Here is a 21,549-nt window from a genome sequence, read left to right as displayed (position 1 = left end):
CTCATCCTCCGCTATTCACCTCGTCACCGACCGCTTGGTCAGCGGCCTGTACTTGGTCGCCGGCCTGTACTTGGTCACTAGAATGGCTCACCACCAGGTCGTCGCGGTGGATCATCGCCGATCGCGCTTCATAGCCGAGCACCGTTTCGATCTCGGCTGTTTTCAAGCCAGCGATCCTTACGGCATCGGCGGCATCGTAGGCAACCAATCCGCGCGCGATCTCGCGGCCTTCGGGCGACAGGATCGCCACCGTGTCGCCGCGCGAGAAATTGCCGCTGACCAGCTTGACGCCGGCCGGCAGCAGCGACTTGCCCGACAGCAGCGCGCCGATGGCGCCGGCATCGACTGTCAGCCGGCCTGCCGGTTCGAGCTGCCCGGCGATCCATGTCTTGTAGCCCTTGACCGGATTGGCGCTCGGCCGGAAGAACGTCGCCCGCTCGCCACGCTCTATCGCCAGCAGCGGCGACAGCCGCGTGCCTGATGTGATGATCATGGCAGTGCCGGCGGCGGTGGCGATCTTGCCGGCGTCGAGCTTGGTGCGCATGCCGCCGCGTGAAAACTCCGAAGCGGCCGCACCCGCCATCGCCTCGATGTCAGGCGTGATGCGGTCGACGACAGCGACGAACCTGGCATGCTGGTCGCGCGCCGGCGGCCCCGTGTAGAGCCCGTCAATGTCGGAGAGCAGCACCAAAAGGTCCGCGCCCATCATCGTCGCCACCCGCGCCGCCAGCCGGTCATTGTCGCCATAGCGGATTTCGGAGGTCGCCACCGTATCGTTCTCGTTGATGACCGGCACCGCCTTCATCTTGAGCAGCGTCGAGATCGTCGCGCGCGCATTGAGATAACGGCGGCGCTCTTCGGTGTCGCCGAGCGTCAGCAGGATCTGGCCCGATTTCAGGCCGCCCTTGCCGAGCGCATCCGACCAGGCGCCGGCCAGCGCAATCTGCCCGACGGCCGCCGCCGCCTGGCTTTCCTCGAGCTTCAGCGCCCGCTTGCCGAGGCCTAAAATGGTGCGGCCAAGCGCGATGGCGCCGGACGACACGACGAGGATCTCGGCGCCATTCTCGGCCAGCACTGAAATGTCGTCGGCAAGCGAGGCCAGCCAGTCGCGCTTCAGCCCCGCCGTGCGGTCGACAAGCAGCGCCGAGCCGATCTTGACGGTGATGCGCCGGTATTTTTTCAGCGACTGCGCGGCCATCGCTATCTCCAGCGCGTCTCGACCGGAGCCGCGACAGCTTCGCGCGCCTCGGCGACGACCGTCATCAGCGCGCGCAGAACGGCTTCGACGCCTTCGCTGGTGACGGCGGACAAAAGCATCGGCGCGCGGCCGGCGGCGCGTTTCAGCGAAGCGACCTTCTTCTTGCGCGCGTCGGCATCGAGCGTGTCGACCTGGGAAAGTGCGACGATCTCGACCTTCTCGACCAGCCCATGGCCATAGGCGTCGAGTTCGGCGCGCACGGTCTTGTAGGCCTTCCCCGGATTTTCTTCCTGCGCCGAGACGAGGTGCAGGAGGACCCGCGTGCGTTCGACATGTCCGAGGAAACGGTCGCCGATGCCGACGCCTTCATGCGCGCCTTCGATCAGGCCGGGAACATCGGCGATGACGAACTCGCGCCCGTCGATGCGGGCCACACCGAGGCCCGGATGCAGCGTGGTGAAGGGATAGTCGGCGATCTTCGGCTTGGCAGCGGTGACGGCGGCGAGGAAAGTCGACTTGCCGGCATTGGGCAGGCCGACCAGGCCGGCATCGGCGATCAGCTTGAGCCGGAGCCAGATGTTGAGCTCTTCGCCCGGCTGACCCGGATTGGCGCGGCGCGGCGCCTGGTTGGTCGAGGTCTTGAAATGCTGGTTGCCGAAGCCGCCATTGCCGCCCTTGGCCAGCAGGAAACGCTGGCCGACGACGGTCAGGTCGCAGATCAGCGTGTCGTTGTCCTCGGCAAAGACCTGCGTTCCCGCCGGCACTTTCAGCGTCACGTCGGCGCCCTTGGCGCCGGTCATGTTGCGGCCCATGCCGTGCGTGCCGGTCTTGGCCTTGAAATGCTGCTGGTAGCGATAATCGATCAGCGTGTTCAGCCCATCGACCGCCTCCACCCAGACGTCGCCGCCGCGACCGCCGTCGCCGCCGTCGGGACCGCCGAACTCGATGAACTTTTCGCGCCGGAACGACACCGATCCGGCGCCACCATCGCCGGAGCGGACATAGACCTTGGCTTGATCGAGAAATTTCATCGTATTGCTGAGTTTCTGCTAACGGCCTTGCGGCATTGCTCTAACGTTTGGCACTGCTCTAAACCAAGGTGGCGCGAAGGGCGAGGCTGTTTATCAACATGGCCCCAGTCTGAACATGGCCCCAGTCTGAACATGGTCCGAGTCTGAACATCGCCGGAGTCGCAATGAAGCTTGTAACCTACAACATCCACTACGGCGTCGGTCTTGACGGCCGCTACGATGTCGGCCGCATCGCCGATGCCGTGCGCGGCGCCGACGTGATCGCGCTGCAGGAGGTCTCGCGCAACAACCCCAGCAATGGCGGCCGCGACATGGTGGCCGAGCTTGGCGAGGCGCTGCCCGAATATTTCGCCGTCTACGGCAGCAATTTCGAGGCCAATGTCGGCTCGCGGCTGGAAAACGGCCGCGCCATCACCACCACCTTCCAACTCGGCAACATGGTGCTGTCGAAAACCCCCGTTCATCTGTCGCGCAATCTCCTCTTGCCGCGCAGCCGCAGTTTCGAAGTGATGAATTTCCAGCGCGGCGCGCTGGAGGCGCTGATCGAGACGCCGCTTGGTTTTATCCGCTTCTATTCCACCCATCTCGACCATCGCAGCCCGGTCGAACGCGCCAGCCAGATCCGGTTTCTGCGCCGGCGCCTGTTGAACTATGCGATCGAGGGCGGCGCGCTGTCGGGCGTCGCCGAGGTCGGCCTGCCGGACCTGCCTTGTCCCGAAGGCTTCGTCGTCATGGGCGACTTCAACATGCTGGCCGGATCGCCGGAATATGTCGAATTCGCCGGCCGCCTGGATCACGAATTCGGCATGCCGGTAACCGCGGATCTTGCCGTCGATGCCGCCCTGCGCCTTGCCGCCGCAGGCGCCGATCTCGCCACCTGGGTCGACCCCAAGCGGCCTGACGACGCCAGCCGCCACAAGCGCATCGATTATGTCTTCACCAGCGCGTCGCTGGCCAAATCGCTGAAGCGCCTGTGGGTCGACCGGCAAGCAGTCGGTTCGGACCACTTGCCGGTTTGGGTCGAGATGGTTTGACCAGCGTCGGTCAGAAATGCACCCAGTTCCGCAGGCTCGTCCAGGTCTTGCGATCGAGACGGTAGCGCTCGACCGGCACCTGGCCGGCGACGATCGAGTTCAGCATGCCCTGGCCGGCATATTGGAAGCCGCATTTGTGGATGACCCGGCGCGAGGCCGGATTGATCACCCGCGTCGAGGCATGCAGCACCTGGATCGACGTCCTCTGGAAGGCGAGGTCGACCAGCGCATGCGCGGCCTCCGTCGCATAGCCGCGCTTCCAGTATGGCTCGCCGATCCAGTAGCCGAGCTCCAGCCCGCGATCGGTGGTGTTGAGGCCGGCGCATCCGACGAAGGTTTCGGTGCCGGCCAGGGTCAAGGCATAGGCAATGCCGGCCCGGCGCGATGCCGTCATCGCGAGGAAGGCGCGTGCCTCAGCCTCGCCATAGGGGTGCGGCATGCGGGCCAGCATTTCGGCGACATGGCGATTGTCGGCGAGCGCCACCAGTTGCTCGATGTCGCTTTCGCGCGGTGCCCGCAGGACCAGCCGCTCGGTCACCAGGACCGGACAATCTATCGCGTAACTTTCACCGTCTGTGTCATCCGCTTCGGCAACCATGTCAGTCCTCCAGGCAAGAAAAAGGGGAGATGGAAACCCATCTCCCCTGATCCATTTCCTGGCTTGGCCAGACACCGGTTCCCGAGATGGGTGCCGGTGTTCTCGTGCGGAACCGGCTACTCCGCGGCCTTGGTCATCGGGTTCACCGATACGTAGGTTCGGCCATTGGCTTTTTTGTTGAAGGTGACTGCGCCAGCTTCGAGCGCAAACAGCGTGTGATCCGTGCCAATGCCGACATTGGTGCCGGGATGCCACGTCGTGCCACGCTGACGAATGATGATGTTGCCCGGAATCACGGCTTCGCCGCCGAATTTTTTCACGCCGAGCCGCTTGGAATGGGAGTCGCGACCATTGCGCGACGAACCGCCAGCTTTCTTGTGTGCCATCTAACTAACTCCGATGCGCCGCTAGGCGCTTAAAGGGTCTTATGAACGCGTTCGCGTTCCGTTTCAAGTCCGAACCGGCGACGATCGCGCCGGCCCGCTTTACTTCTTCGCCAAATCTTTGGCCTGCTCGCGCCAGTCCGTGATCTGGTCGGCGCTGAACGGCATATGCTCGTCGATCTTGGCGATATCCTTGTCCGACAGCTTGGCGATCTGGGCGAAGGTCGTGATGCCCTGCTCGTTCAACTGGCCGGCCGCAACCGGGCCGATGCCCTTGATCACGGTCAGATCGTCCGGCTCGCCCTTCGGCGCTTTGAACAACGGCGCGGCGGCGGTTTCAGTTGCCTTGGCTTCCTTCTTCGGCGCAGCCTCTGGCTTCGCTTCGGTCTTCGGCGCAGCTTCAGCCTTCGCCTCGGCCTTGGCCGCGGCCTTCTTCGTCGGCTTGGCGCCGCCCAGCAGGATCTCGGCGATCCGCACGGTGGTCAACAACTGGCGATGGCCGATCTTGCGGCGCGAATTCTGCCGGCGGCGCTTCTTGAAAGCGATGACGGTGCGGTTCTTGCCCTGTTCGACGACTTCGGCGGTGACCAAGGCGCCGTCGACGAACGGCGCGCCGAACGTGACATTCTCGCCCTCGCCATGCGCGAGCACGTGGCCGATCTCGACGATGTCGCCGACCTGGCCTTCGACTTTTTCGATCTTCAGGAGATCGTTGGCGGCGACGCGATACTGCTTGCCGCCCGTTTTGATGACTGCGAACATTTTTTGCCTTTCGCTGTTCGGTCGGCCTTGACGAACCGCTTCAGGCGGTTCGGCCGTCTTTTTGTCAGTCTGCGGGTTCAAAAAGCAAGCGGCGCGGAAGAGCCCTCCACGCCGATTGCGCGCCGTCCCTAGCCGAAGGTGCAGCGCGAGTCAAGGCAAACGGCTGAAAGCAAGACGGTGCCGTTGGCACAGGCGGCGGAGGTGTCGAAGAACGAGCCCCGGAGAGAAGCCTGATATCAGGCAGATTGGCCCTTGTAACCTGTCCATCCAGCCGTTATCTAGTGCGCCGCGCCGGCAGCGGCGGACCATGACCGCGGAGAGGTGGCAGAGTGGTCGAATGCACCGCACTCGAAATGCGGCATGGGTGCAAGCCCATCGGGGGTTCGAATCCCTCCCTCTCCGCCATACAACATTGTTTACATTGATAAAAATCAAAGAATAGGTTGCGCGCCCGCCATAAAGCCCGCCTACTGAAAACGCCGTATTCGCGGCACGGCAGCTTACGACACAAATATGCGGGGTTCATGCTTCGACCTGGTAGATGGCAGAGATCGACTTCGGCCTCGCTAAGCGAAGTCGTGGGGTAGCGACAGCGGAATCAACCTCGCCGTCGGGAAGTACCGATCGGTGCGGACCCAAGCGGATTCACGCTTGTCGGCGGCGGACGCCGGCGGTGGCGGTCAGCACCCGAGCAGGCTTCCCATTGTTGACGTCCGCTGCGCATCTGCGGCGACCGTCGCCAGGTCCTCTGCTCCCGGGTTGACGGTGGTGTAGACGAGGAGCACTCTCGAGTGTCAGCAGATGTGGTCAGGTTGAGTGTCGGCGAGTAGCAGAGGTCCAGCAACCATGACTTTGAGGCGAACCAGAGCTTACGCCGCATCCGGCTTGGTTCTAGCGATTTGCACTGTGTTTGCTTGGCAGAACGCCACTGCTGCTCACAATTGCCACGCAGCCGCGACGCCTGGCGTCAATTGGCACGAGTGTGTCAAGAAGCTTCTCATCCTAGAAGGACAGGACCTGAGCGGGGCGAACCTGTTCGGTGTTGATTTCACTTCGACCGACCTGAGGAACAGCAATCTCCTTGCGGCAAATCTTGAGAAGGCAACGCTTGTGCGTGCTTCCCTGGCCGACTCGACCGCCAAAGGCGCCCGGTTCGACAGAATCGAGGCCTACAGGACCGACTTCAGCCGTATGGACGCGCAGGGCGCTGTGTTTGCGAGCGCGGAATTGCAGCGCTCGAATTTCCAGGACGCCAATCTGACCAACGTTGATTTCACAAAGGCAGAATTGGGGCGTGCGCAGTTCCATGACGCCGATATCAGCGGCAGCCGCTTCTCGTTTGCCAATCTCGCACGGGCGGACTTCCGAGGAGCGACGTTCACCGCGCCGATAGACTTTGACCGCGCCTTTTTCTTTCTGACCCGTATCGAGGGCGTCGACCTTTCCAATTCGGCGGGTCTGTCCCAGTGGCAGCTCAACATGGCTTGCGGAGACGCCCGGACCGAGTTGCCTTCTGGCTTGACGAGGCCTGAAGATTGGCCCTGTCAATTCCAGCAGGAATAGTTGTCGGCAAGCGAACTGCGGCAATGCTGCACCCGACAGGATACGAACCTTTCGGCAAGCCGCCTAACCCGAATGCCCTGCCGTTCCCGAGCGTTGGGATTTGCGTCTCGACATGCATGAACTCGTGCTTTCCGCACCGTTCGCAGAGGTGGCTAGTCCACCTCCTGCTCAGAAGGAAGGATCATAGCATGAGTGACGAACTGATCCGCCTTCCGGATGCAATGGAGCCCGTCACGCGCCCCGGCATTATACACCATAGGTGCGAGCATCCCGGCTGCGCCAAGAATGCGGGATGGGGCTTTGCCAATGTCCTCTGTTCCAGGTCGAAGTATCCAAGATCATAGGGCATGAGGCTCAAGGGCCAAATGCCATCGTCGAACTCGTTGACGCCGAACCTTTGATCGGCGGGCACGGTGACGATCTTCTTCCTGTGCATGCAGATGCGGCCGGCGGACGAATCTGTTCACCTTCGGGACGAGCCTGCGCTATTCGATTGATGAATCATCCTCATAACGACATGCGGATTTTGCCGTCTAATCGATCGCCGGCGTCGTCGCTATTCTATTTCACACATTCGCAACACTGCCGCGCATGCCGAGGAAATGAGCATGGCCCGGCAGCCCTGCGACAGTTCAGGACGATCAAAGGGACAGGCATGAACAAGCAGATCGGAATCGAGAGCACGGCGGAACCACAGTCCAGTGTCGACTTTGGCCGGCGTGATCTGCTGAAGCTGACCGGCGCCGGCGTTGCCGCGCTCGGTGCGGCGTCGCTGTTCAACATCCCCTTCGCAAAGGCTCAAGACATGTCAAACGGCGCCAACAACTTCTACACCAGTGATCGGGTGACGCTGGAAAAGATCGCCTTCAAGAGCCAATACCAGATGAACGTTGCGGGCAATCTGTTCATTCCCAACAAGCTCGACCGCAATGCGCGCCATCCGGCGCTCGTCGTCGGGCATCCGATGGGTGCGGTGAAGGAGCAGAGCGCGAATCTTTATGCCACCAAGATGGCCGAACAGGGCTTCGTCGCCATGTCCATAGACCTGCCGTTCTGGGGCGAAAGCGAGGGCGAGGCCCGCCAGATCGTTTCGCCTGACGTCTACGCCGAAGCGTTCAGCGCCGCGGTCGATTTCCTCGGCACGCGGCCATTCGTCGACAGAAACCGCATCGGCGCGATCGGCGTCTGCGGCAGCGGCAGCTTCGTCATCAGCGCGGCCAAGATCGACCCGCGGATGCGCGCCGTCGCGACCGTCAGCATGTACGACATGGGGGCCGCCAATCGCGACGCGCTCAATGATTCGCTGAGCATCGAACAGCGCAAGCAGATCATTGCTGCAGCTGCCGAGCAGCGCTGGGCCGAGTCTGAAGGCGCCGCGGTCGAATATACCGGCGGCACTGTGCACGAGCTGACCGCCGGCACCCATCCCATCCAGCGGGAGTTCTATGACTTCTACCGCACGCCGCGGGGTGAATTCACGCCCGCAAGCGCAAACCCGCAGATCACCACGCATCCGACGCTGACCAGCAATGTCAAGTTCATGAATTTTTACCCGTTCAACGACATCGAGACGATCTCGCCGCGCTCGATGCTGTTCATCGCCGGCGATCAGGCTCACTCGCGCGAGTTCAGCGAGGATGCCTACAAGCGAGCGGCCGAGCCGAAGGAGCTTGTGTGGGTTGCCGGCGCCGGGCACGTCGACCTCTACGATCGCGTCGACCTGATCCCGTTCGACAAGCTGACCAGCTTCTTCAATCAGCATCTCTCTGCGTGAACGGCGCGATGGAGCCTGTACCAGACGGTACAGGCTCCATCAGCATTGATCGGGGATACGACCGCATGCTGAAACTATTGCTGAGCGCCGCTGTTGTCGCACTCGGAACGGTTGGACCTGCCATGGCTCAAGAACGCATTCGCATTTCTTCGGATTGGGGCGAGGTCACAGCCGATCTCGCCGATAACGAGGCCGCAAGATCTCTGGCGCAGATGCTGCCGCTCACGATAGAGATGTCCGATCATCTGCGCCAGGAAAAGACCGGCAATCTGCCTTCCGCCTTGCCCGAGCTGGCGCGGCACCGCGAGTTCTCTGTCGGCACGCTTGGGTTGTGGAGTTCCGATCATTTCGTGATCTACTATCGGAGCGGTCGCCTCCCGGCGCCTGGCATCATCAGGCTCGGGCAGGTCACTGGCGATGTCTCGATCTTTGACCGTCCCGGTCCGGTCACCATCCGCGTTGAACGCGCCGACTGAAACATGCGCAATCCGCTCGTAGTTCGTCGCCGGGGGCGAGCGGCGGATTGAATAGCTGCCGCTCAATGAAGTCTCTGTGTTCGCCTTCGATTTATCCGGTATAATCGAGTTCTGGCTATTACAAGGATTCATGAGTGTCGCGGCAGAATGTCAATGATCTGCTCGCGTTCCTGGCTGTTGCTCGGGAGCGTAGTTTTACGCGCGCCGCAGCCCGGTTCGGCATATCGCAATCGGCGCTAAGCCACACCATCCGTCAACTCGAAGCGCGCCTTGGCGTTCGCCTGCTCACCCGCACGACGCGCGCGGTGGCTCCCACGGAGGCGGGTGAGAGGCTTTTGCAGCGGATTGGGCCGCACTTTGACCAGATCGAAATCGAGGTCGATGCCCTGAACGAACTGAGAGAAAAGCCCGCCGGAACCATCCGGCTGTCAGCGCCTGACTATGCAATCAGCAGCATCCTTTGGCCCAAGCTGAAACGCTTTCTGCCGAAATATCCCGACATCAAGGTCGAACTCCTGCTCGACAACGGCCTCACCGACATCGTGACGGAGCGCTTCGACGCCGGGATCCGCATGGGCGAACAGCTTGCGAAAGACATGATCTCGGCTCGCATCGGACCGGATTTCCGCTTCGCGGTCGTCGGCGAAGAATCCTACTTTGCCGAGCATCCCGCGCCGGAGAAGCCGCAGGACCTCGTGCAGCACAATTGCATCAACTACCGTTTTCCAACGTCCGGGGCTCTTTATGTGTGGGAGTTCGAGGAGAACGGCCGCGAGATCAAAATTCGCGTCGATGGGCAGCTCGTCTTCAACAACATCTTTCATGTCCTGGACGCCGCGCTGGCCGGCCGCGGCCTCGGCTATGTTCCGGAAGAAATGGCCCTTCCCCACATCGCCAAAGGTCGGCTGGCGCGGGTCCTGGAAGGATGGTCGCCCTATTGGGATGGCTACCATCTCTATTATCCGAGCCGCCGGCAATCCTCGCCTGCTTTCGTTGCCCTGGTCGATGCGCTGCGCCATCGCGAGTGACTATCGATGCCGCGGGCTTCGACGTTCCTGCCACTGAAGCCATCGCCAGAGGACGTGAACCGCCGAGGCTGCAGCGTATCGGTCAGGGCTGCTGTATTGCCGCCAGCTTCCAGTCGCCGCCGTTCTGGCGCGTGAAGGTCCACAGTTCGGTTGTTTCCGTCGGCCGATCGGCTTCGCCGGCGGCGATCTTGCCGGTGGCGCGATCACGCATCACGTCAAGAGACTCGTAGCGCAGGGCAGCCGTCGCGTAGTCACGATCATCTTCCCGCCAGCTCTCCGCAATATCGGCCTCCAGCAGGCTGACGTTCGACACCTCGTTCCTGATGCCGTTTTTGGCATTGTCGGCAAGTTCTTCGGACAGGTACGACACCATCTCGGGGGTCGCCAGCCGGCGCAAGCCAGCATGGTCCTCACGCCCGAACGCTTCCTGAACTTCGGTCAACCGCTGCTGGAACGTATCGAGATCGGCCGGCGTCATCGTAATTTGATCGTTGGCTGGAGCCGTCCGGCCAAAGCCAGGCCCGATGCCTGGAATGGGGAAAGATGTGACGTTGTCCGCCTCGCGCTGGGCTGCCGCGTTTCGCCCAAAATTGCCCATGCCCTGGGGAACGCCGGCCATGGCAGGCGCTTGATTGCGTGCCGATTGCGACCGGAAAAAGCGGATGATTAGCATGATCGCGCCGCCGATCAGCAGTCCTTGCAGCAGCAGGCCCAACATGCCAGCCAAGCCGCCGAACCCCTGGCCCAAAAGAAGTCCGATCAGACCGCCGAGCAGCAGGCCGCGCATCATCGAACCGCCGAGGCCGCTGAAGATCCCTGGTCGTTGGGCTGCCGGTGTCTGGCGCGCCGCATTGTTCGTTGCGGTGTTGGGCGTCATCGAGCGCTCGACCGGCGCGGCCGGCTGTGGCGCTGTCCTGGTCGGCGGAACCGACTGGAACGTGCGCGTGCCGCGGCTGCCGAAGCTGCCGCCACGCCGCGCCTCGGCGTAATCGGCCGTGACCATGGAAAAAGCCAGGAACAGTCCTGCAAACAAAACGGCAAACCGGCTCGAACGCGAAATCATCTTGGCAAATCCTCAAGCGACACTCTGGCGCTATATGGGGTGCGCCGATCGAAATATCAGTGGCCGCAGTTTCCGTACCTGGCAATTTAGGAGAATTCCAGGGCCGCCACAAATTCAGGCAAAGCAGCCGACCGTGATCCTTCTGCCACCTTGTGCGTTGTCGCCTGAGGCACACCGAGGAGAAAAACGGTGTTTGCAGGTTTCAGGGCCACCAGCTTGCAACTGGACGACACGACCATTTTCGCAAGGATCGGCGGAACGGGTCCGCCGCTGCTGCTGCTTCACGGTTTTCCAGAAACGCATCTGATGTGGAGGGATATTGCCGCGGCCCTGGCGCCCCGCTTCACAGTCGTCGCCGCCGATCTTCGCGGCTATGGGCAAAGTGGCTGCCCGGTCTCCTCGGCCGATCATAGCCCATACGCCAAACGCGCCATGGCCGCAGACATGGTTCAAGTCATGCAGCAGTTGGGTTTTGAGCGGTTCATGGTTGCCGGACACGACCGCGGTGGGCGGGTCGCCTATCGCCTGGCACTCGATCACCCCGATGAGATGTCCAAGGTCGCGGTCCTCGACGTCATCCCGACCGCCGCCGCGTGGGACAGGGCGGATGCCAGTCTGGCTCTCGGCTTCTGGCCCTGGAGCCTTCTTGCGCAACCGGAACCGCTGCCGGAGCGGCTGATCGGCGCGGCGCCCGATGCCATCGTCGACAATGCGATCGTGCAGTGGGGATCGCCGGCAGAAATGTTCTCTGCAACGATCAGGGAGGCTTACGTCAAGGCGCTTCGCGATCCCGTTCATATTCATGCGATTTGCGAAGAGTATCGGGCCGCTGCCACGATCGATCGTGAGCATGACGCGCTGGACCAGATAAACGGTCGTCGCATCAAATGTCCGCTCCTGGCACTGTGGAGTAGCCAAGGCGGCCTCGAGACCTGGTATGCGGAGCAAGGCGGCCCGCTGGCTATCTGGAGGAAATGGGCCGACAGAGTTGAAGGAGGTCCCGTTCCGGGCGGGCACTTCTTTCCAGAAGAGCACCCTCATCAGACTGCAGCGACTCTCTCGAAATTCTTCGAGGATGAATAGGGGAATGACGCCCAGGACAGAGTGTTGTAGAGGTTCACATGCCTCATTCGCCCGTCCGGCATCAAATCTGCTTGATAAAATGAAAGCCATCTCTACAGCCACGGCCCTGACATGCAGTCTCGTGTTTGTCGGAGGTTGCGCTTCGCCCTTCCATGCATCCTTTGATGCAGCGAAATACGACAGGATGAGTTGCGTCGAACTCAACGTGGCCATGGGCGAAGTCGCCAAGGAGCTGTCGGCGACAGCGATCACCCGGGGCAAAGTCGCGAAAACCAACATTCCGAACTGGCTATGGGGAGCCCGGCGTGTCGCCACTACCGTCACTGCCCGCCAGAACGCGAAAATCGAGCAATTGCAGCAGCAGGAGGCTGCGATCGCAGCTGTGAGACGAAGCAGGTGCTGATTGCGGCGCCTGCTGCCGAAGGCCGAGCATTGTCGAAGCGATCCCGCGAGTCTGAGACCTTCTGCACAGGTATTTGCCGTTCGTGCGGCGGATGAACTGTTGAAAGGCAGCCGGTCTGTCGTAGATTTGCCAAGCACGAACGACAGCGAGGATGCCATGAAGAAGGAAGAGCTGGAAACCGTCCTTGGCCGTGGCGGGCCCGGCTTCGATCTGGGTCCTATTGAAGATCAACTGCATGACCTGGCACGCGAAGGGCAATTTCCGGACGTCGCCATCGCCCACTGCATCGCAAGGATTGAGGAATCCGCTCCCGCGCTGCGGGCGGTCATCGCAAGAGCGGCCGAAGGAGAGGATCTGTCGCGGGATGATGAGATGCGGCTCCTGCGAGGCATTTACATCCTGGGCGGCGCTCGCGACACTGGAACGTTCGGGCCCTTGTTGCGCCTGCTGCGCCGTCCGGAACGCGAGCTCGATGACCTGCTCGGCGACGTGGTGACCGAGAGCATGGCGCGTATCGTCGCCGGCGTATTTGATGGCGACGCCGACGCTTTGTTCAGCTTGATCAGCGACCGCTCTGTCGATGAATACGTCCGCGATGCAGTTTTGGGCGCAGCGACCTTCCTGACCTGGGAAGGCCGCCTCGAGCGTGACCGAATGCGAGATTTTCTCGAGCGATTCCACACCGAGAGGCTGGCCGGTGACGACGATTTCGCCTGGATCGCCTGGCTGGAGGCAATCGCCCGGCTTGGCTTGCGCGATCTGGCGCCGCTGGTTCACAGCGCGTGGGACGACGGCCGCGTCCCAATGGGCATGCTTGAACTCAGTGATTTCGAAGACGATCTCCGGGCAGCCGAGCAAAGCCCGAACGACGTCGATCGATTCGAGCGGACCGGTCTCGGCTATATCGACGATGTGCTTGAAGCGTTGGAATGGACCAGCCACCTTGAGTATTTTGGCAAGGAAGATTTGCACTCGCCCTTCCCTGAAAAAACCTGGCTCGACGAGTTGCCGAGCCTGACAGCGCCGGTCACAAATCCTTTGCGCCATGTCGGACGAAATGACCCATGTCCCTGTGGAAGCGGCAAGAAAGCGAAGAAATGCTGTCTCGCAAATTGACCTGCTGCAGCACCGCGGACTTGATCCTTGGCTGTCTCAGGCCGATCCACGGGATTGGTGCGCAGCGATTGCGCCGAGGAAGATCTCGCCGAATTCCCTGAGTTTTGCGGCACCGACGCCGTTGACTGCTGCGAAGGCGTCGAGGTCGCGCGGGCAGCGTTCGGCCATGTCGATCAGCGCGCGATCGGAGAAGATGACGAAGGCCGGCACCTGGCGCTCCCGGGCGAGACGCAGCCGAACCGCCTTGAGCGTGGCCAAAAGCGCGGTATCCAGGTCTTCAGTACCCGCGGCAGCATTCGGGATGGGACGAGTCTTGCCTTGTGCCGCGCGGTTCCGCACCTCTACGCGATACCGGAACGGGACCTCGCCACGGGCCAGCTCGCGGCCCTTTTCCGCGATGGCAAGGCCGCCATGGCCGCCTGAGTCCAACGTCAGAAACCCTCCCGCGACGAGCTGGCGGATGAGCGACTGCCAGACATCCTTCTTGCGCGCCACGCCGGTCCCGAAGCTGGCAAGCCTGTGGTGGTTCCTGGCCAGGACTTTCTCGGTTTCATGGCCGAGCAGAACATCGACGACATGGACGGCGCCAAAGCGCTCGCCGGTCTGCGCAATGGCCGCGAAGACGATCCGCGCCTCCGCTTCGCCATCCGCGTGCGGCGTCTGGTCGAGGCAGTTGTCGCAATTGCCGCAAGGCATTGCTGGTTCGCCGAAGTAGCCAAGCAGGATCTGGCGACGGCACTGGGCCGTTTCGCAATAGCCTATCAGCGTATCGAGCCGGCCATGCGCGCGCCTTTTATGCTCCGCCGGCGCGTCCTCGTCGTCGATGAAAAGCCGCCGCATGCGAACGTCGCCGAGACCGAAGAGCATATGTGCCTCGGCAGCCCGCCCGTCGCGGCCGGCGCGGCCGATTTCCTGATAATAGGCTTCGAGGCTGCCCGGCAGGTCGGTGTGGAAGACATAGGCGACGTCCGGCTTGTCGATCCCCATGCCGAAGGCGATGGTCGCCACCATCACCACGCCCGACAGGGTCATGAAAGCGTTTTGATTTGCTTCACGCGCCTCCTTGCTCATGCCGGCATGATAGGCCAGGGCGCGCACGCCGTTCTTATCGAGGAACGCCGCCATCTCTTCCGTCTTCTTGCGCGACAGGCAATAGACGATCCCGCTGCGGCCGGCATGACGCTGCACGAAGCCCAGCAATTGGCGCTTGCTGTCCTGCTTGGCCTCGACGCCAAGCTTGATGTTCGGCCGGTCGAAACCCAGCACCAGGGTTTCGACGCGCCCGGCGAACAGCTGTCCGGCGATGTCGGTGCGCGTCGCCTCGTCCGCTGTCGCGGTCAGCGCAATGATCGGCACATCAGCGAAAATGTCGCGCAGCCGCGACAACTCTTCATATTCGCGCCGGAACGACGGCCCCCATTGGGAGATGCAATGCGCCTCGTCGACAGCGATCAGCCGGATGTCGAGCCTGGCCAGCGCCTCGAGCATCCGCACGGTCATGAGCCGCTCCGGTGCAAGATAGAGCAGGCGCGTCTGGCCCGCCGCGACGCGGCGCCATGCGGCGACATTGGCATCGCGATCGAGCGAGGAATTGATCGTATCGGCCGCCACGCCGGCAAGACGCAATGCGGCGACCTGGTCCTGCATCAGCGCCACCAGCGGCGAAACGACAATGGTGAGGCCGCCCAGGACCAGCGCCGGGACCTGGTAGCAGAGCGATTTGCCGGCGCCGGTCGGCATGACGGCCAACACATGACGCCCGGCCAGCAGCGCCTCCGTCACGGCGTCCTGGCCGGGACGAAAATCGTCGAAGCCGAACACGTCCTTCAGGACGCGCCGCTTGGGATCCTCCGCCGGGACGCTCGCCGCCGCTGCCTGCATCAGGGAATTTCTATGATCGGCGCTGCCCGAAAAGGCATTGGGGGAACGGCCCGAGTCAGCGGCGACGTGATCTGCCGAAGCTCCCTGGCGAATCGTCGGGTGACCGCTTGGATAGCCGATTCGGACATTCGAACGCTCCTCAAGTCCTGTCTCCGTCGGCTCCGTCTGAAAAGTTATCCCCCTCATTGGCGGATATGCGAGCGTGATTCCAGCCTCTATTCACTTTGGCTGTGAATATCGCGCAACGGCTCGGGCCGATTAATCCTATCTTCACCATGATTCGGCAGGTTCAGGTCCTGCGGTGATGTTTGAGTACCGCGGCGCCACAAGCGCCCAGGCAACACGCCCGCGTCTCTCCGGAGGCGCGGGCTTTTCGCTTCCGAGACAGGCTGCCGCTGCGTGGTGAGCTGCGGGGGGTTCTCGTACGGTCAGTCGAGGAAATCGGCGCGATGCGGGGTAAAGCTGTCGACGAGGCGGCCGGCCTCGAGCGCCTTGACGCCGTGGATCAGGTTGGAAGGGACGATGAAGCTGCTTCCCGTTTCCAGGATCTCGGTCGTGCCGTCGATGGTGACCTCGAAGCGGCCCTCGGCGACATAGCTCGCCTGGACATGCGGGTGCGAATGCAGCGCGCCGACACCGCCCTTGTCGAACCCGAACTCGACCATCATCAATTCGTCGGTGTGCAGCAGAACGCGCCTGCGGTTGCCATCCGCGGTCGGCGTCCACGCGCCCTCGCCGGCATGCGCAAAGATCTTCGTTCCGGTCATCGCCACATCCTCATCATGGGCATGCGCCTCATCGTGCCAGCCAGCCGCCGTCCACCGGCACAACCGCGCCATGCATGTAGTTTGACGCCGGCGCCAGCAGGAAGACGGCCGCGTCGCCGATGTCTTCCGGCCCGCCCCAGCGCCCGGCCGGAATGCGCGCCAGAATGGCCGTGCTGCGGTCCGGGTCGGCACGTAGCGCCTCGGTGTTGTTGGTTTCGATGTAGCCGGGCGCAATGCTGTTGACGTTGATACCTTTCGACGCCCATTCGCAGGCGAGCAACCGGGTGATGCCGAGCACGCCATGTTTCGAGGCGGTGTAGGAGGCGACGCGGATGCCGCCCTGGAAGCTCAGCACCGAGGCGATGTTGACGATCTTGCCGCGCCGTTCGGGATCGGCAAGCACGCGCCGGGCGAAGCTCTGGCTGAGAAAAAACACCGTCTTCAGGTTGACGTCCATGACATCCTCCCAATCGGCTTGCCCCAGATCGACGGCGTCGGCGCGCCGGATGATCCCGGCATTGTTGACCAGTCCGTCGAGCGGCCCGGTTTCGTCCCAGACGCGATCGAGCATCGCCTGGGCGGCGGCGTGGTCGGCAAGATCGCAGCGCACCGCCTCGAAGCCGCCGCCCGCAGCAGCGATCTTTTCCGCGGTCTCATCCATTGCAGAGCGGCCGACGCCGACCACCGCACCACCGGCGCGCGCGATCGACAGGGCGATGCCTTGGCCAATGCCGGTGTTAGCGCCGGTGACGAGAATGCGCTTGCCGGCCAGGCTGAAAGCCGAGAGGGCGCTCATCGCAGCTCTTCCATCGTTACCGGGTCGACATCCGTATAGTCGACATTGTCGCCGGCCATCGCCCAGATGAAGGCGTAGTTGGAGGTGCCGGCGCCCGAATGGATCGACCAACCCGGCGACAGCACCGCTTCCTCGTTGCGCATGACGAGATGGCGTGTCTCGTCCGGCTCGCCCATGAAATGAAACACCCGCGCCGTCTCCGGCAGGTCGAAATAGAGATAGGCCTCCATGCGCCGGTCATGCACATGGCACGGCATGGTGTTCCAGACCGAACCTGGGGCGAGTTGGGTCATGCCGACGACGAGTTGGCAGGTCTTCACACCCTCGGCATGGATGAACTGGAAGATCGAGCGCTCGTTGCAGGTCGCCTGGCTGCCGAGGTCGAGGCGCTTGGCATCGCCGATGCGGATCAGCTGGCTGGGATGGCTCTGATGCGCCGGCGCGCTGAGCAGATAGAACTTGGCCGGCTCGGCTGGGTTGACTGAGGCGAATGACACCTCATTGGCGCCCATGCCGAGATACAGCATGTCGCGCGGCTGCAGCTCGTAGGACTGGCCGCCGGCTTTGACGATGCCGGCGCCGCCGATGTTGACGGCGATCATTTCGCGGCGATCGAGAAAGTTCTTTGTCCCGGTCGGCTTGATCGCCTGCAGCGGAAGCGGTGTCCCGGCAGGCATGGCGCCGCCGACGATCATGCGGTCGTAATGCGTATAGGCCAGGCCGATGCGGCCGGGCTGGAACAGGCCTTCGATCAGGAAATTGTGGCGGAGCTCGTCCGTCCCCATCGCCGCAGCGGTGACAGGGTCGATGGCGAAGCGCGAGGTGAAGTCGGTGTGATTGTCAGTGTGATTCATTGCTGTCCCATTGGGCTGCCTCATTGGTCATTCGGTTGCCGCGGCCTTGACCGAATCGGCATAAAAAATCTGGCGTGCGTGCAGGCGCTCGCGATAGCGCTGCTGGCTGGCGCTGAGATGCGCGCGCATCGCTTCGCGCGCCGACTCGGCATCGCCTGATGTAATGGCGTTCAGGATCACCAGATGCTCGTCTTGCAGTCCGCGCTGATAGGCGTCGGATTGGGCGAGTTCGGTCGACCACGGCGATGTCACGTCGCAAGGAATGGCGCGCCGGCCAAGCACGTCGAGCATCTCGACATAGAACGGATTGTTGGTGGCGCTGGCGATCGCCCGGTGGAAGGCGAGGTCGGCCGGACCTGTCGGCTCGCTGTTCAACAGCAGCCGCTCGAACTCGAAGAACGCCTCCTGGATCGCCGCTTCCTGCGCGGCATTGCGACGGATAGCGGCCAGCCCGGCGGATTCGATCTCGATCGCCAGGCGCACCTCCAGCACGTTGAGCGCGATCGAATCCTTGCTGCCGATGTCCGCAGCCAGCGTGCCGAACATCGTCGAGATATGCTCGGTGACGAAGACCCCGGCGCCCTGGCGCGGCTCGACCAGACCGTCGGCGGCAAGCTTGGCCAGCGCTTCGCGGATGACGGTGCGGCTGACCCCGAAGGTTTCGGTCAGCCGACCCTCGGTCGGCAGCTTTTGGCCTGGCTGGATCTCGCCCGCCTGCAACTGCTTGCGGATCGCCGCGACCACGGTCTCCGACAGCTTGGGCTTGCGTTCGACCTTCAGGTTGATTGCCATGTCCGATGCCATTGCCAGCCCCTATTTGAAGACGCTCGGCAACCATAGCGAGATGGCCGGAATGTAAGTGACGAGCCCCAGCACCACGAGGCCGGCCCCATAGAACGGCCAGATCGAGCGCATCGCTTCCCAGACGGATATCTTGCCCACCGCGCACGCCACGAACTGCACTGCGCCGACCGGCGGGGTGTTCAGCCCGATGCCGAAGTTGAGGATCATGATGACGCCGAAATGCACCGGATCGACGCCGTAGGCCTGTGCCACGGGCAGGAAGATCGGTGTGCAGATGATAATCGTCGGTCCCATGTCCATGAAGGTGCCGAGGAACAGCATCAAGAGGTTGAGCAGGAGCAGCACGACCAGCGGATCTTCCGAGATCGCGTTCATCGACGCTATCAGCGCTGCCGGCACTTTCAGGAAGGCCATCAACCACGAGAACGCCGCTGCCATGCCGATGATGAGCAGCACCATGGCCGTGGTGCGCACGGCGCCATGGGTGGCATGAACGAAACCTTCCCAAGTCATCTGCCGGTAGACCAGGACGGTCACGAGCAACGCATAGATGACGGCGATGCAGGAACTCTCGGTGGCCGTGAAAACACCCGATCGCACGCCGCCGAAGATGATCGCAATCAGCAGCAGGCCTGGCACCGCGACCGCGAAGAGATGCGCGACCGCGGCGAAGCCGGGAAACGGCTCGGTCGGATAGCCGCGCGAGCGCGCCACGAAATAGGCGGTGATCATCAGCGCCAGGGCCAACAGCAGGCCCGGGATGATGCCGGCGGTGAACAGGTCGGCGATGGAGATCTTTCCGCCTGCCGAGATCGAGTAGATGATCATGTTGTGCGACGGCGGCAGCAGCAGCGCGATCAGCGCCGCCATCGATGTGACGTTGACGGCGTAATCCGCTCCATAGCCACGCGCCTTCATCTGCGGGATCATCAAGCCGCCGACCGCCGCTGCCTCCGCCACCGCGGAGCCCGAAATGCCGCCGAACAGTGTAGCGGTGGCGATGTTGACCTGCCCGAGGCCGCCGCGCATGTGGCCAACGAGCGAGCCGGCGAAGGCAACGATCTTGCTGGCGATGCCGCCGCGCACCATCAGGTCGCCGGCGTAGATGAAAAACGGAATGGCCAGCAGCGAAAAGACGCTCATCCCGGAATTCAGGCGCTGGAACACGATGAGCGGCGGCAGGCCGATATAGAGGACGGTGGCAAAGCTTGCGACGCCGAGGCAGAAAGCGATCGGCGTGCCGATGAGCATCAGGACGGTGAAGACGCCAAAGAGTATCCAGAGTTCCATGGCGTCAGACCTTCACGTTGGCTGTGTCGAGTTCGGCTGCGACTTCCGCCGGCGGCAGCTCATCGAGCGCATCGTCGATCGGCGCACCGGAGAGGCGAAGCACGATGCGCTCCAGCGTGAACAGCACGATGAGCGCGCCTCCCGCGACAAGCGGGACGTAGTCCCAGCCCCCCGATATGCCGAGCGACGGCAAGGTGGCGCCCCAGGTCAGCGCGACCAGCTGGCTGCCAAACCAGATCATGCCGATGCCGAAGGCGAGCGCGACGAGATCCGAGATCATCCTCAGCCAACGCTTGCCGCCTTTCGGCAGCACGTAGAGCAGGACGTCGAAGCCGAGGTGATAGTTCTCGCGCACCCCGACGGCAGCGCCGAGGAAAATGAACCAGCTCATCAGCATCACCGAGCCCTGCTCGGTCCAGCTCGGCGAGCGGTTCAGAACATAGCGGCCGAACACCTGCCAGGCGACGAAAGCGGTCATCAGCACCAGCCCGATGCCAGCGATCCATAGCGCCGCCGTGCTGACGCGCGACATCACCCGCGCGATGCCGGACAGGGACGGTCTCTGTTCTGAGCTGGAGGTCACTGGTTCTCTCCGCAAGAGGGTGGCGGCGCGTAATGCCCGCGCCGCCGCTTGATCACTGCACGGCCCTAATGGCTTCGACCATCGCCTTCAGCTTGTCGTCCTTGACGTGCTTTTCGTAGACCGGTCCCATCGCGTCGATGAAGGGCTGCTTGTCCGGCGTCGTGATCTGCGAACCGGCCGCCTCGACCTTGGCGCGCGATTCCTTGACCTTGGCGGCCCACAGCTCACGCTGCTTGGCGACGCTTTCCTTGGCGGCCGCCTTGAAGATCGCCTGGTCTTCCGGCGTCAGCTTGTCCCAGCTCGACTTTGCCATAACAAAGGCTTCCGGCACCATCGTGTGCTCGTCGAGCGAATAGTGCTTGGCGACTTCCGCATGCTTGGCGGTGTCGTAGCTCGGAAAATTGTTCTCCGCGCCGTCGATGACCCCGGTTTCGATCGCCGAATACACCTCGCCATACGGCATCGGCGTCGCGTTGGCGCCGAGTGCGGCCACCATGTCGACGAAGATGTCGGACTGGATGACGCGGAATTTCAAGCCGGCCATATCGGCTACAGTGTTGATCGGCTTCTTCGAATTGTAGAAGGAGCGCGCGCCGCCGTCATAAAAGGCGAGCAGCACCAGCCCGACCTGTTCGAACGCCGCCGCGATCTGGTCGCCGACCGGTCCGTCCATGACCTTGTGCATATGGTCTTCCGAGCGGAAGATGTAGGGCAGCGAGGGAACGGTGGTTTCGGGGATGAGTCCGTTGAACGGCGCCATCGAGACGCGGTTGAGGTCGATCACGCCCGAGCGCACCTGCTCGATCGTGTCCTTTTCCTCGCCGAGCTGCGCGGAATGATAGACATCGACCGAATAGCGGCCGGCCGTGCGCTCCTTCACAAGCTCGCCAAAATATTTGACCGCCTCGACCGTCGGATAGCCGTCCGGGTGCGTGTCGGACGAGCGCAGGACCGTCTGGGCGCTTGCCGTTCCGGCCATCAGTGCGGCGGCCATTAGCGTAGCTCCCGCCAGTCTAGAAAAATGCAGCATTGGTTCCTCCCGTTTGAACGATGGCGGCAAGC

Annotated in this window: 22 protein-coding genes, 1 tRNA gene and 1 pseudogene; 9 read left to right on the top strand and 15 right to left on the bottom strand. The window is 62.8% G+C overall.

Annotated elements, in window-relative coordinates; all coding sequences use genetic code 11:
• Position 1 precedes the first annotated feature (1 nt).
• A complete protein-coding gene (gene proB, locus AC0L3H_RS16145; protein WP_473586126.1) occupies positions 2-1,198 on the bottom strand; it encodes a glutamate 5-kinase in 1,197 nt (398 codons plus the stop codon).
• Between the two features lie 2 nt (positions 1,199-1,200).
• Entirely contained in the window at positions 1,201-2,229 is a 1,029-nt protein-coding gene (gene obgE, locus AC0L3H_RS16140; protein ID WP_473518023.1) for a GTPase ObgE, read from the bottom strand.
• 164 nt (positions 2,230-2,393) lie between these two features.
• Here obgE and AC0L3H_RS16135 point away from each other — a divergent pair, with 164 nt between their 5' ends.
• The gene (locus tag AC0L3H_RS16135) at positions 2,394-3,263 is read left to right on the top strand and encodes an endonuclease/exonuclease/phosphatase family protein (protein WP_473586125.1); all 870 of its coding nucleotides are present in this window, start codon (positions 2,394-2,396) and stop codon (positions 3,261-3,263) included.
• Between the two features lie 10 nt (positions 3,264-3,273).
• On the opposite strand, the gene AC0L3H_RS16130 is transcribed toward AC0L3H_RS16135, so the two are convergent.
• The 3 genes from AC0L3H_RS16130 to AC0L3H_RS16120 all read right to left on the bottom strand — a co-directional run bounded on the left by AC0L3H_RS16130 (position 3,274) and on the right by AC0L3H_RS16120 (position 5,006).
• Positions 3,274-3,861: a GNAT family N-acetyltransferase gene (locus tag AC0L3H_RS16130; protein WP_128173597.1), complete on the bottom strand. Its 588-nt coding sequence runs from the start codon at positions 3,859-3,861 to the stop codon at positions 3,274-3,276.
• 116 nt (positions 3,862-3,977) lie between these two features.
• On the bottom strand, positions 3,978-4,247 hold the full coding sequence (gene rpmA / locus AC0L3H_RS16125; RefSeq protein WP_023678077.1) for a 50S ribosomal protein L27: 270 nt from the start codon (positions 4,245-4,247) through the stop codon (positions 3,978-3,980).
• Between the two features lie 99 nt (positions 4,248-4,346).
• Complete coding sequence (locus tag AC0L3H_RS16120; RefSeq protein WP_473586124.1) at positions 4,347-5,006, bottom strand: 50S ribosomal protein L21; 660 nt, start codon at positions 5,004-5,006, stop codon at positions 4,347-4,349.
• 315 nt (positions 5,007-5,321) lie between these two features.
• On the opposite strand from AC0L3H_RS16120, the gene AC0L3H_RS16115 reads away from it, so the two are divergent.
• Both AC0L3H_RS16115 and AC0L3H_RS16110 read left to right on the top strand, forming a co-directional pair.
• A tRNA-Ser gene (locus AC0L3H_RS16115) sits at positions 5,322-5,411 on the top strand.
• Between the two features lie 441 nt (positions 5,412-5,852).
• Positions 5,853-6,569, top strand: coding sequence for a pentapeptide repeat-containing protein (locus tag AC0L3H_RS16110; protein WP_473586123.1), 717 nt, complete (start codon positions 5,853-5,855; stop codon positions 6,567-6,569).
• Positions 6,570-6,750: 181 nt separating this feature from the next.
• Here the strand turns inward: AC0L3H_RS16110 and AC0L3H_RS16105 are convergent.
• Positions 6,751-7,026, bottom strand: a pseudogene (locus tag AC0L3H_RS16105) (hypothetical protein); the annotation flags it as partial.
• A gap of 198 nt (positions 7,027-7,224) precedes the next feature.
• Here AC0L3H_RS16105 and AC0L3H_RS16100 point away from each other — a divergent pair.
• From AC0L3H_RS16100 to AC0L3H_RS16090, 3 genes are all read left to right on the top strand, one after another.
• Positions 7,225-8,343, top strand: a complete 1,119-nt coding sequence (locus AC0L3H_RS16100; RefSeq protein WP_473586122.1) for an alpha/beta hydrolase — start codon at positions 7,225-7,227, stop codon at positions 8,341-8,343.
• A 65-nt stretch (positions 8,344-8,408) separates the two neighbouring features.
• The gene (locus tag AC0L3H_RS16095; RefSeq protein WP_473586121.1) at positions 8,409-8,819 is read left to right on the top strand and encodes a cyclophilin-like fold protein; all 411 of its coding nucleotides are present in this window, start codon (positions 8,409-8,411) and stop codon (positions 8,817-8,819) included.
• Positions 8,820-8,953: 134 nt separating this feature from the next.
• Positions 8,954-9,847, top strand: a complete 894-nt coding sequence (locus AC0L3H_RS16090) for a LysR family transcriptional regulator (RefSeq protein WP_128248059.1) — start codon at positions 8,954-8,956, stop codon at positions 9,845-9,847.
• An 82-nt stretch (positions 9,848-9,929) separates the two neighbouring features.
• On the opposite strand, the gene AC0L3H_RS16085 is transcribed toward AC0L3H_RS16090, so the two are convergent.
• Positions 9,930-10,910: a Tim44 domain-containing protein gene (locus AC0L3H_RS16085; protein ID WP_473586120.1), complete on the bottom strand. Its 981-nt coding sequence runs from the start codon at positions 10,908-10,910 to the stop codon at positions 9,930-9,932.
• A gap of 189 nt (positions 10,911-11,099) precedes the next feature.
• Here AC0L3H_RS16085 and AC0L3H_RS16080 point away from each other — a divergent pair, with 189 nt between their 5' ends.
• From AC0L3H_RS16080 to AC0L3H_RS16070, 3 genes are all read left to right on the top strand, one after another.
• Positions 11,100-11,993: an alpha/beta fold hydrolase gene (locus AC0L3H_RS16080; RefSeq protein WP_473586119.1), complete on the top strand. Its 894-nt coding sequence runs from the start codon at positions 11,100-11,102 to the stop codon at positions 11,991-11,993.
• Between the two features lie 79 nt (positions 11,994-12,072).
• Entirely contained in the window at positions 12,073-12,396 is a 324-nt protein-coding gene (locus AC0L3H_RS16075; RefSeq protein WP_128248061.1) for a hypothetical protein, read from the top strand.
• Positions 12,397-13,512, top strand: coding sequence for a DUF1186 domain-containing protein (locus AC0L3H_RS16070; protein WP_473586118.1), 1,116 nt, complete (start codon positions 12,397-12,399; stop codon positions 13,510-13,512).
• 36 nt (positions 13,513-13,548) lie between these two features.
• On the opposite strand, the gene recQ is transcribed toward AC0L3H_RS16070, so the two are convergent.
• From recQ to AC0L3H_RS16030, 8 genes are all read right to left on the bottom strand, one after another.
• Complete coding sequence (recQ, locus tag AC0L3H_RS16065) at positions 13,549-15,393, bottom strand: DNA helicase RecQ (protein WP_473586117.1); 1,845 nt, start codon at positions 15,391-15,393, stop codon at positions 13,549-13,551.
• Positions 15,394-15,821: 428 nt separating this feature from the next.
• Positions 15,822-16,160 carry a cupin domain-containing protein gene (locus AC0L3H_RS16060; protein WP_236374618.1) on the bottom strand — a complete coding sequence of 113 codons (339 nt, stop codon included), beginning with the start codon at positions 16,158-16,160 and terminating at the stop codon, positions 15,822-15,824.
• 28 nt (positions 16,161-16,188) lie between these two features.
• Positions 16,189-16,956 (bottom strand): 2-dehydro-3-deoxy-D-gluconate 5-dehydrogenase KduD, encoded by a 768-nt coding sequence (gene kduD / locus AC0L3H_RS16055; RefSeq protein WP_473586116.1) that lies wholly within the window; start codon positions 16,954-16,956, stop codon positions 16,189-16,191.
• Complete coding sequence (kduI, locus tag AC0L3H_RS16050) at positions 16,953-17,810, bottom strand: 5-dehydro-4-deoxy-D-glucuronate isomerase (RefSeq protein WP_473586115.1); 858 nt, start codon at positions 17,808-17,810, stop codon at positions 16,953-16,955. The genes kduD and kduI overlap by 4 nt, the downstream gene beginning before the upstream one ends.
• 27 nt (positions 17,811-17,837) lie before the next feature.
• Complete coding sequence (locus AC0L3H_RS16045; RefSeq protein WP_023800077.1) at positions 17,838-18,614, bottom strand: FadR/GntR family transcriptional regulator; 777 nt, start codon at positions 18,612-18,614, stop codon at positions 17,838-17,840.
• Positions 18,615-18,623: 9 nt separating this feature from the next.
• Positions 18,624-19,904, bottom strand: a complete 1,281-nt coding sequence (locus AC0L3H_RS16040; RefSeq protein ID WP_292597357.1) for a TRAP transporter large permease — start codon at positions 19,902-19,904, stop codon at positions 18,624-18,626.
• Between the two features lie 4 nt (positions 19,905-19,908).
• Complete coding sequence (locus AC0L3H_RS16035) at positions 19,909-20,436, bottom strand: TRAP transporter small permease (protein WP_473586182.1); 528 nt, start codon at positions 20,434-20,436, stop codon at positions 19,909-19,911.
• A 103-nt stretch (positions 20,437-20,539) separates the two neighbouring features.
• Positions 20,540-21,517, bottom strand: coding sequence for a TRAP transporter substrate-binding protein (locus AC0L3H_RS16030; protein ID WP_473586114.1), 978 nt, complete (start codon positions 21,515-21,517; stop codon positions 20,540-20,542).
• Between the last annotated feature and the right edge of the window lie 32 nt (positions 21,518-21,549).

The organism is Mesorhizobium sp. WSM4816, assembly GCF_055811535.1.
Note: the sequence above shows the minus strand (reverse complement) of the source record. Positions and strands in the feature narration are given on the sequence as shown.

Bases quoted from the DNA above. Each gene is read 5' to 3' on its own strand.
- rpmA (WP_023678077.1), bottom strand. From the start codon at position 4,247: ATGGCACACAAGAAAGCTGGCGGTTCGTCGCGCAATGGTCGCGACTCC.
- AC0L3H_RS16135 (WP_473586125.1), top strand. From the start codon at position 2,394: ATGAAGCTTGTAACCTACAACATCCACTACGGCGTCGGTCTTGACGGC.
- AC0L3H_RS16130 (WP_128173597.1), bottom strand. From the start codon at position 3,861: ATGGTTGCCGAAGCGGATGACACAGACGGTGAAAGTTACGCGATAGAT.
- AC0L3H_RS16110 (WP_473586123.1), top strand. From the start codon at position 5,853: ATGACTTTGAGGCGAACCAGAGCTTACGCCGCATCCGGCTTGGTTCTA.
- AC0L3H_RS16075 (WP_128248061.1), top strand. From the start codon at position 12,073: ATGAAAGCCATCTCTACAGCCACGGCCCTGACATGCAGTCTCGTGTTT.
- AC0L3H_RS16100 (WP_473586122.1), top strand. From the start codon at position 7,225: ATGAACAAGCAGATCGGAATCGAGAGCACGGCGGAACCACAGTCCAGT.
- AC0L3H_RS16095 (WP_473586121.1), top strand. From the start codon at position 8,409: ATGCTGAAACTATTGCTGAGCGCCGCTGTTGTCGCACTCGGAACGGTT.
- AC0L3H_RS16040 (WP_292597357.1), bottom strand. From the start codon at position 19,904: ATGGAACTCTGGATACTCTTTGGCGTCTTCACCGTCCTGATGCTCATC.
- AC0L3H_RS16035 (WP_473586182.1), bottom strand. From the start codon at position 20,436: ATGTCGCGCGTCAGCACGGCGGCGCTATGGATCGCTGGCATCGGGCTG.
- AC0L3H_RS16060 (WP_236374618.1), bottom strand. From the start codon at position 16,160: ATGACCGGAACGAAGATCTTTGCGCATGCCGGCGAGGGCGCGTGGACG.
- AC0L3H_RS16085 (WP_473586120.1), bottom strand. From the start codon at position 10,910: ATGATTTCGCGTTCGAGCCGGTTTGCCGTTTTGTTTGCAGGACTGTTC.
- kduI (WP_473586115.1), bottom strand. From the start codon at position 17,810: ATGAATCACACTGACAATCACACCGACTTCACCTCGCGCTTCGCCATC.
- recQ (WP_473586117.1), bottom strand. From the start codon at position 15,393: ATGCAGGCAGCGGCGGCGAGCGTCCCGGCGGAGGATCCCAAGCGGCGC.
- AC0L3H_RS16120 (WP_473586124.1), bottom strand. From the start codon at position 5,006: ATGTTCGCAGTCATCAAAACGGGCGGCAAGCAGTATCGCGTCGCCGCC.
- proB (WP_473586126.1), bottom strand. From the start codon at position 1,198: ATGGCCGCGCAGTCGCTGAAAAAATACCGGCGCATCACCGTCAAGATC.
- kduD (WP_473586116.1), bottom strand. From the start codon at position 16,956: ATGAGCGCCCTCTCGGCTTTCAGCCTGGCCGGCAAGCGCATTCTCGTC.
- AC0L3H_RS16045 (WP_023800077.1), bottom strand. From the start codon at position 18,614: ATGGCATCGGACATGGCAATCAACCTGAAGGTCGAACGCAAGCCCAAG.
- obgE (WP_473518023.1), bottom strand. From the start codon at position 2,229: ATGAAATTTCTCGATCAAGCCAAGGTCTATGTCCGCTCCGGCGATGGT.
- AC0L3H_RS16030 (WP_473586114.1), bottom strand. From the start codon at position 21,517: ATGCTGCATTTTTCTAGACTGGCGGGAGCTACGCTAATGGCCGCCGCA.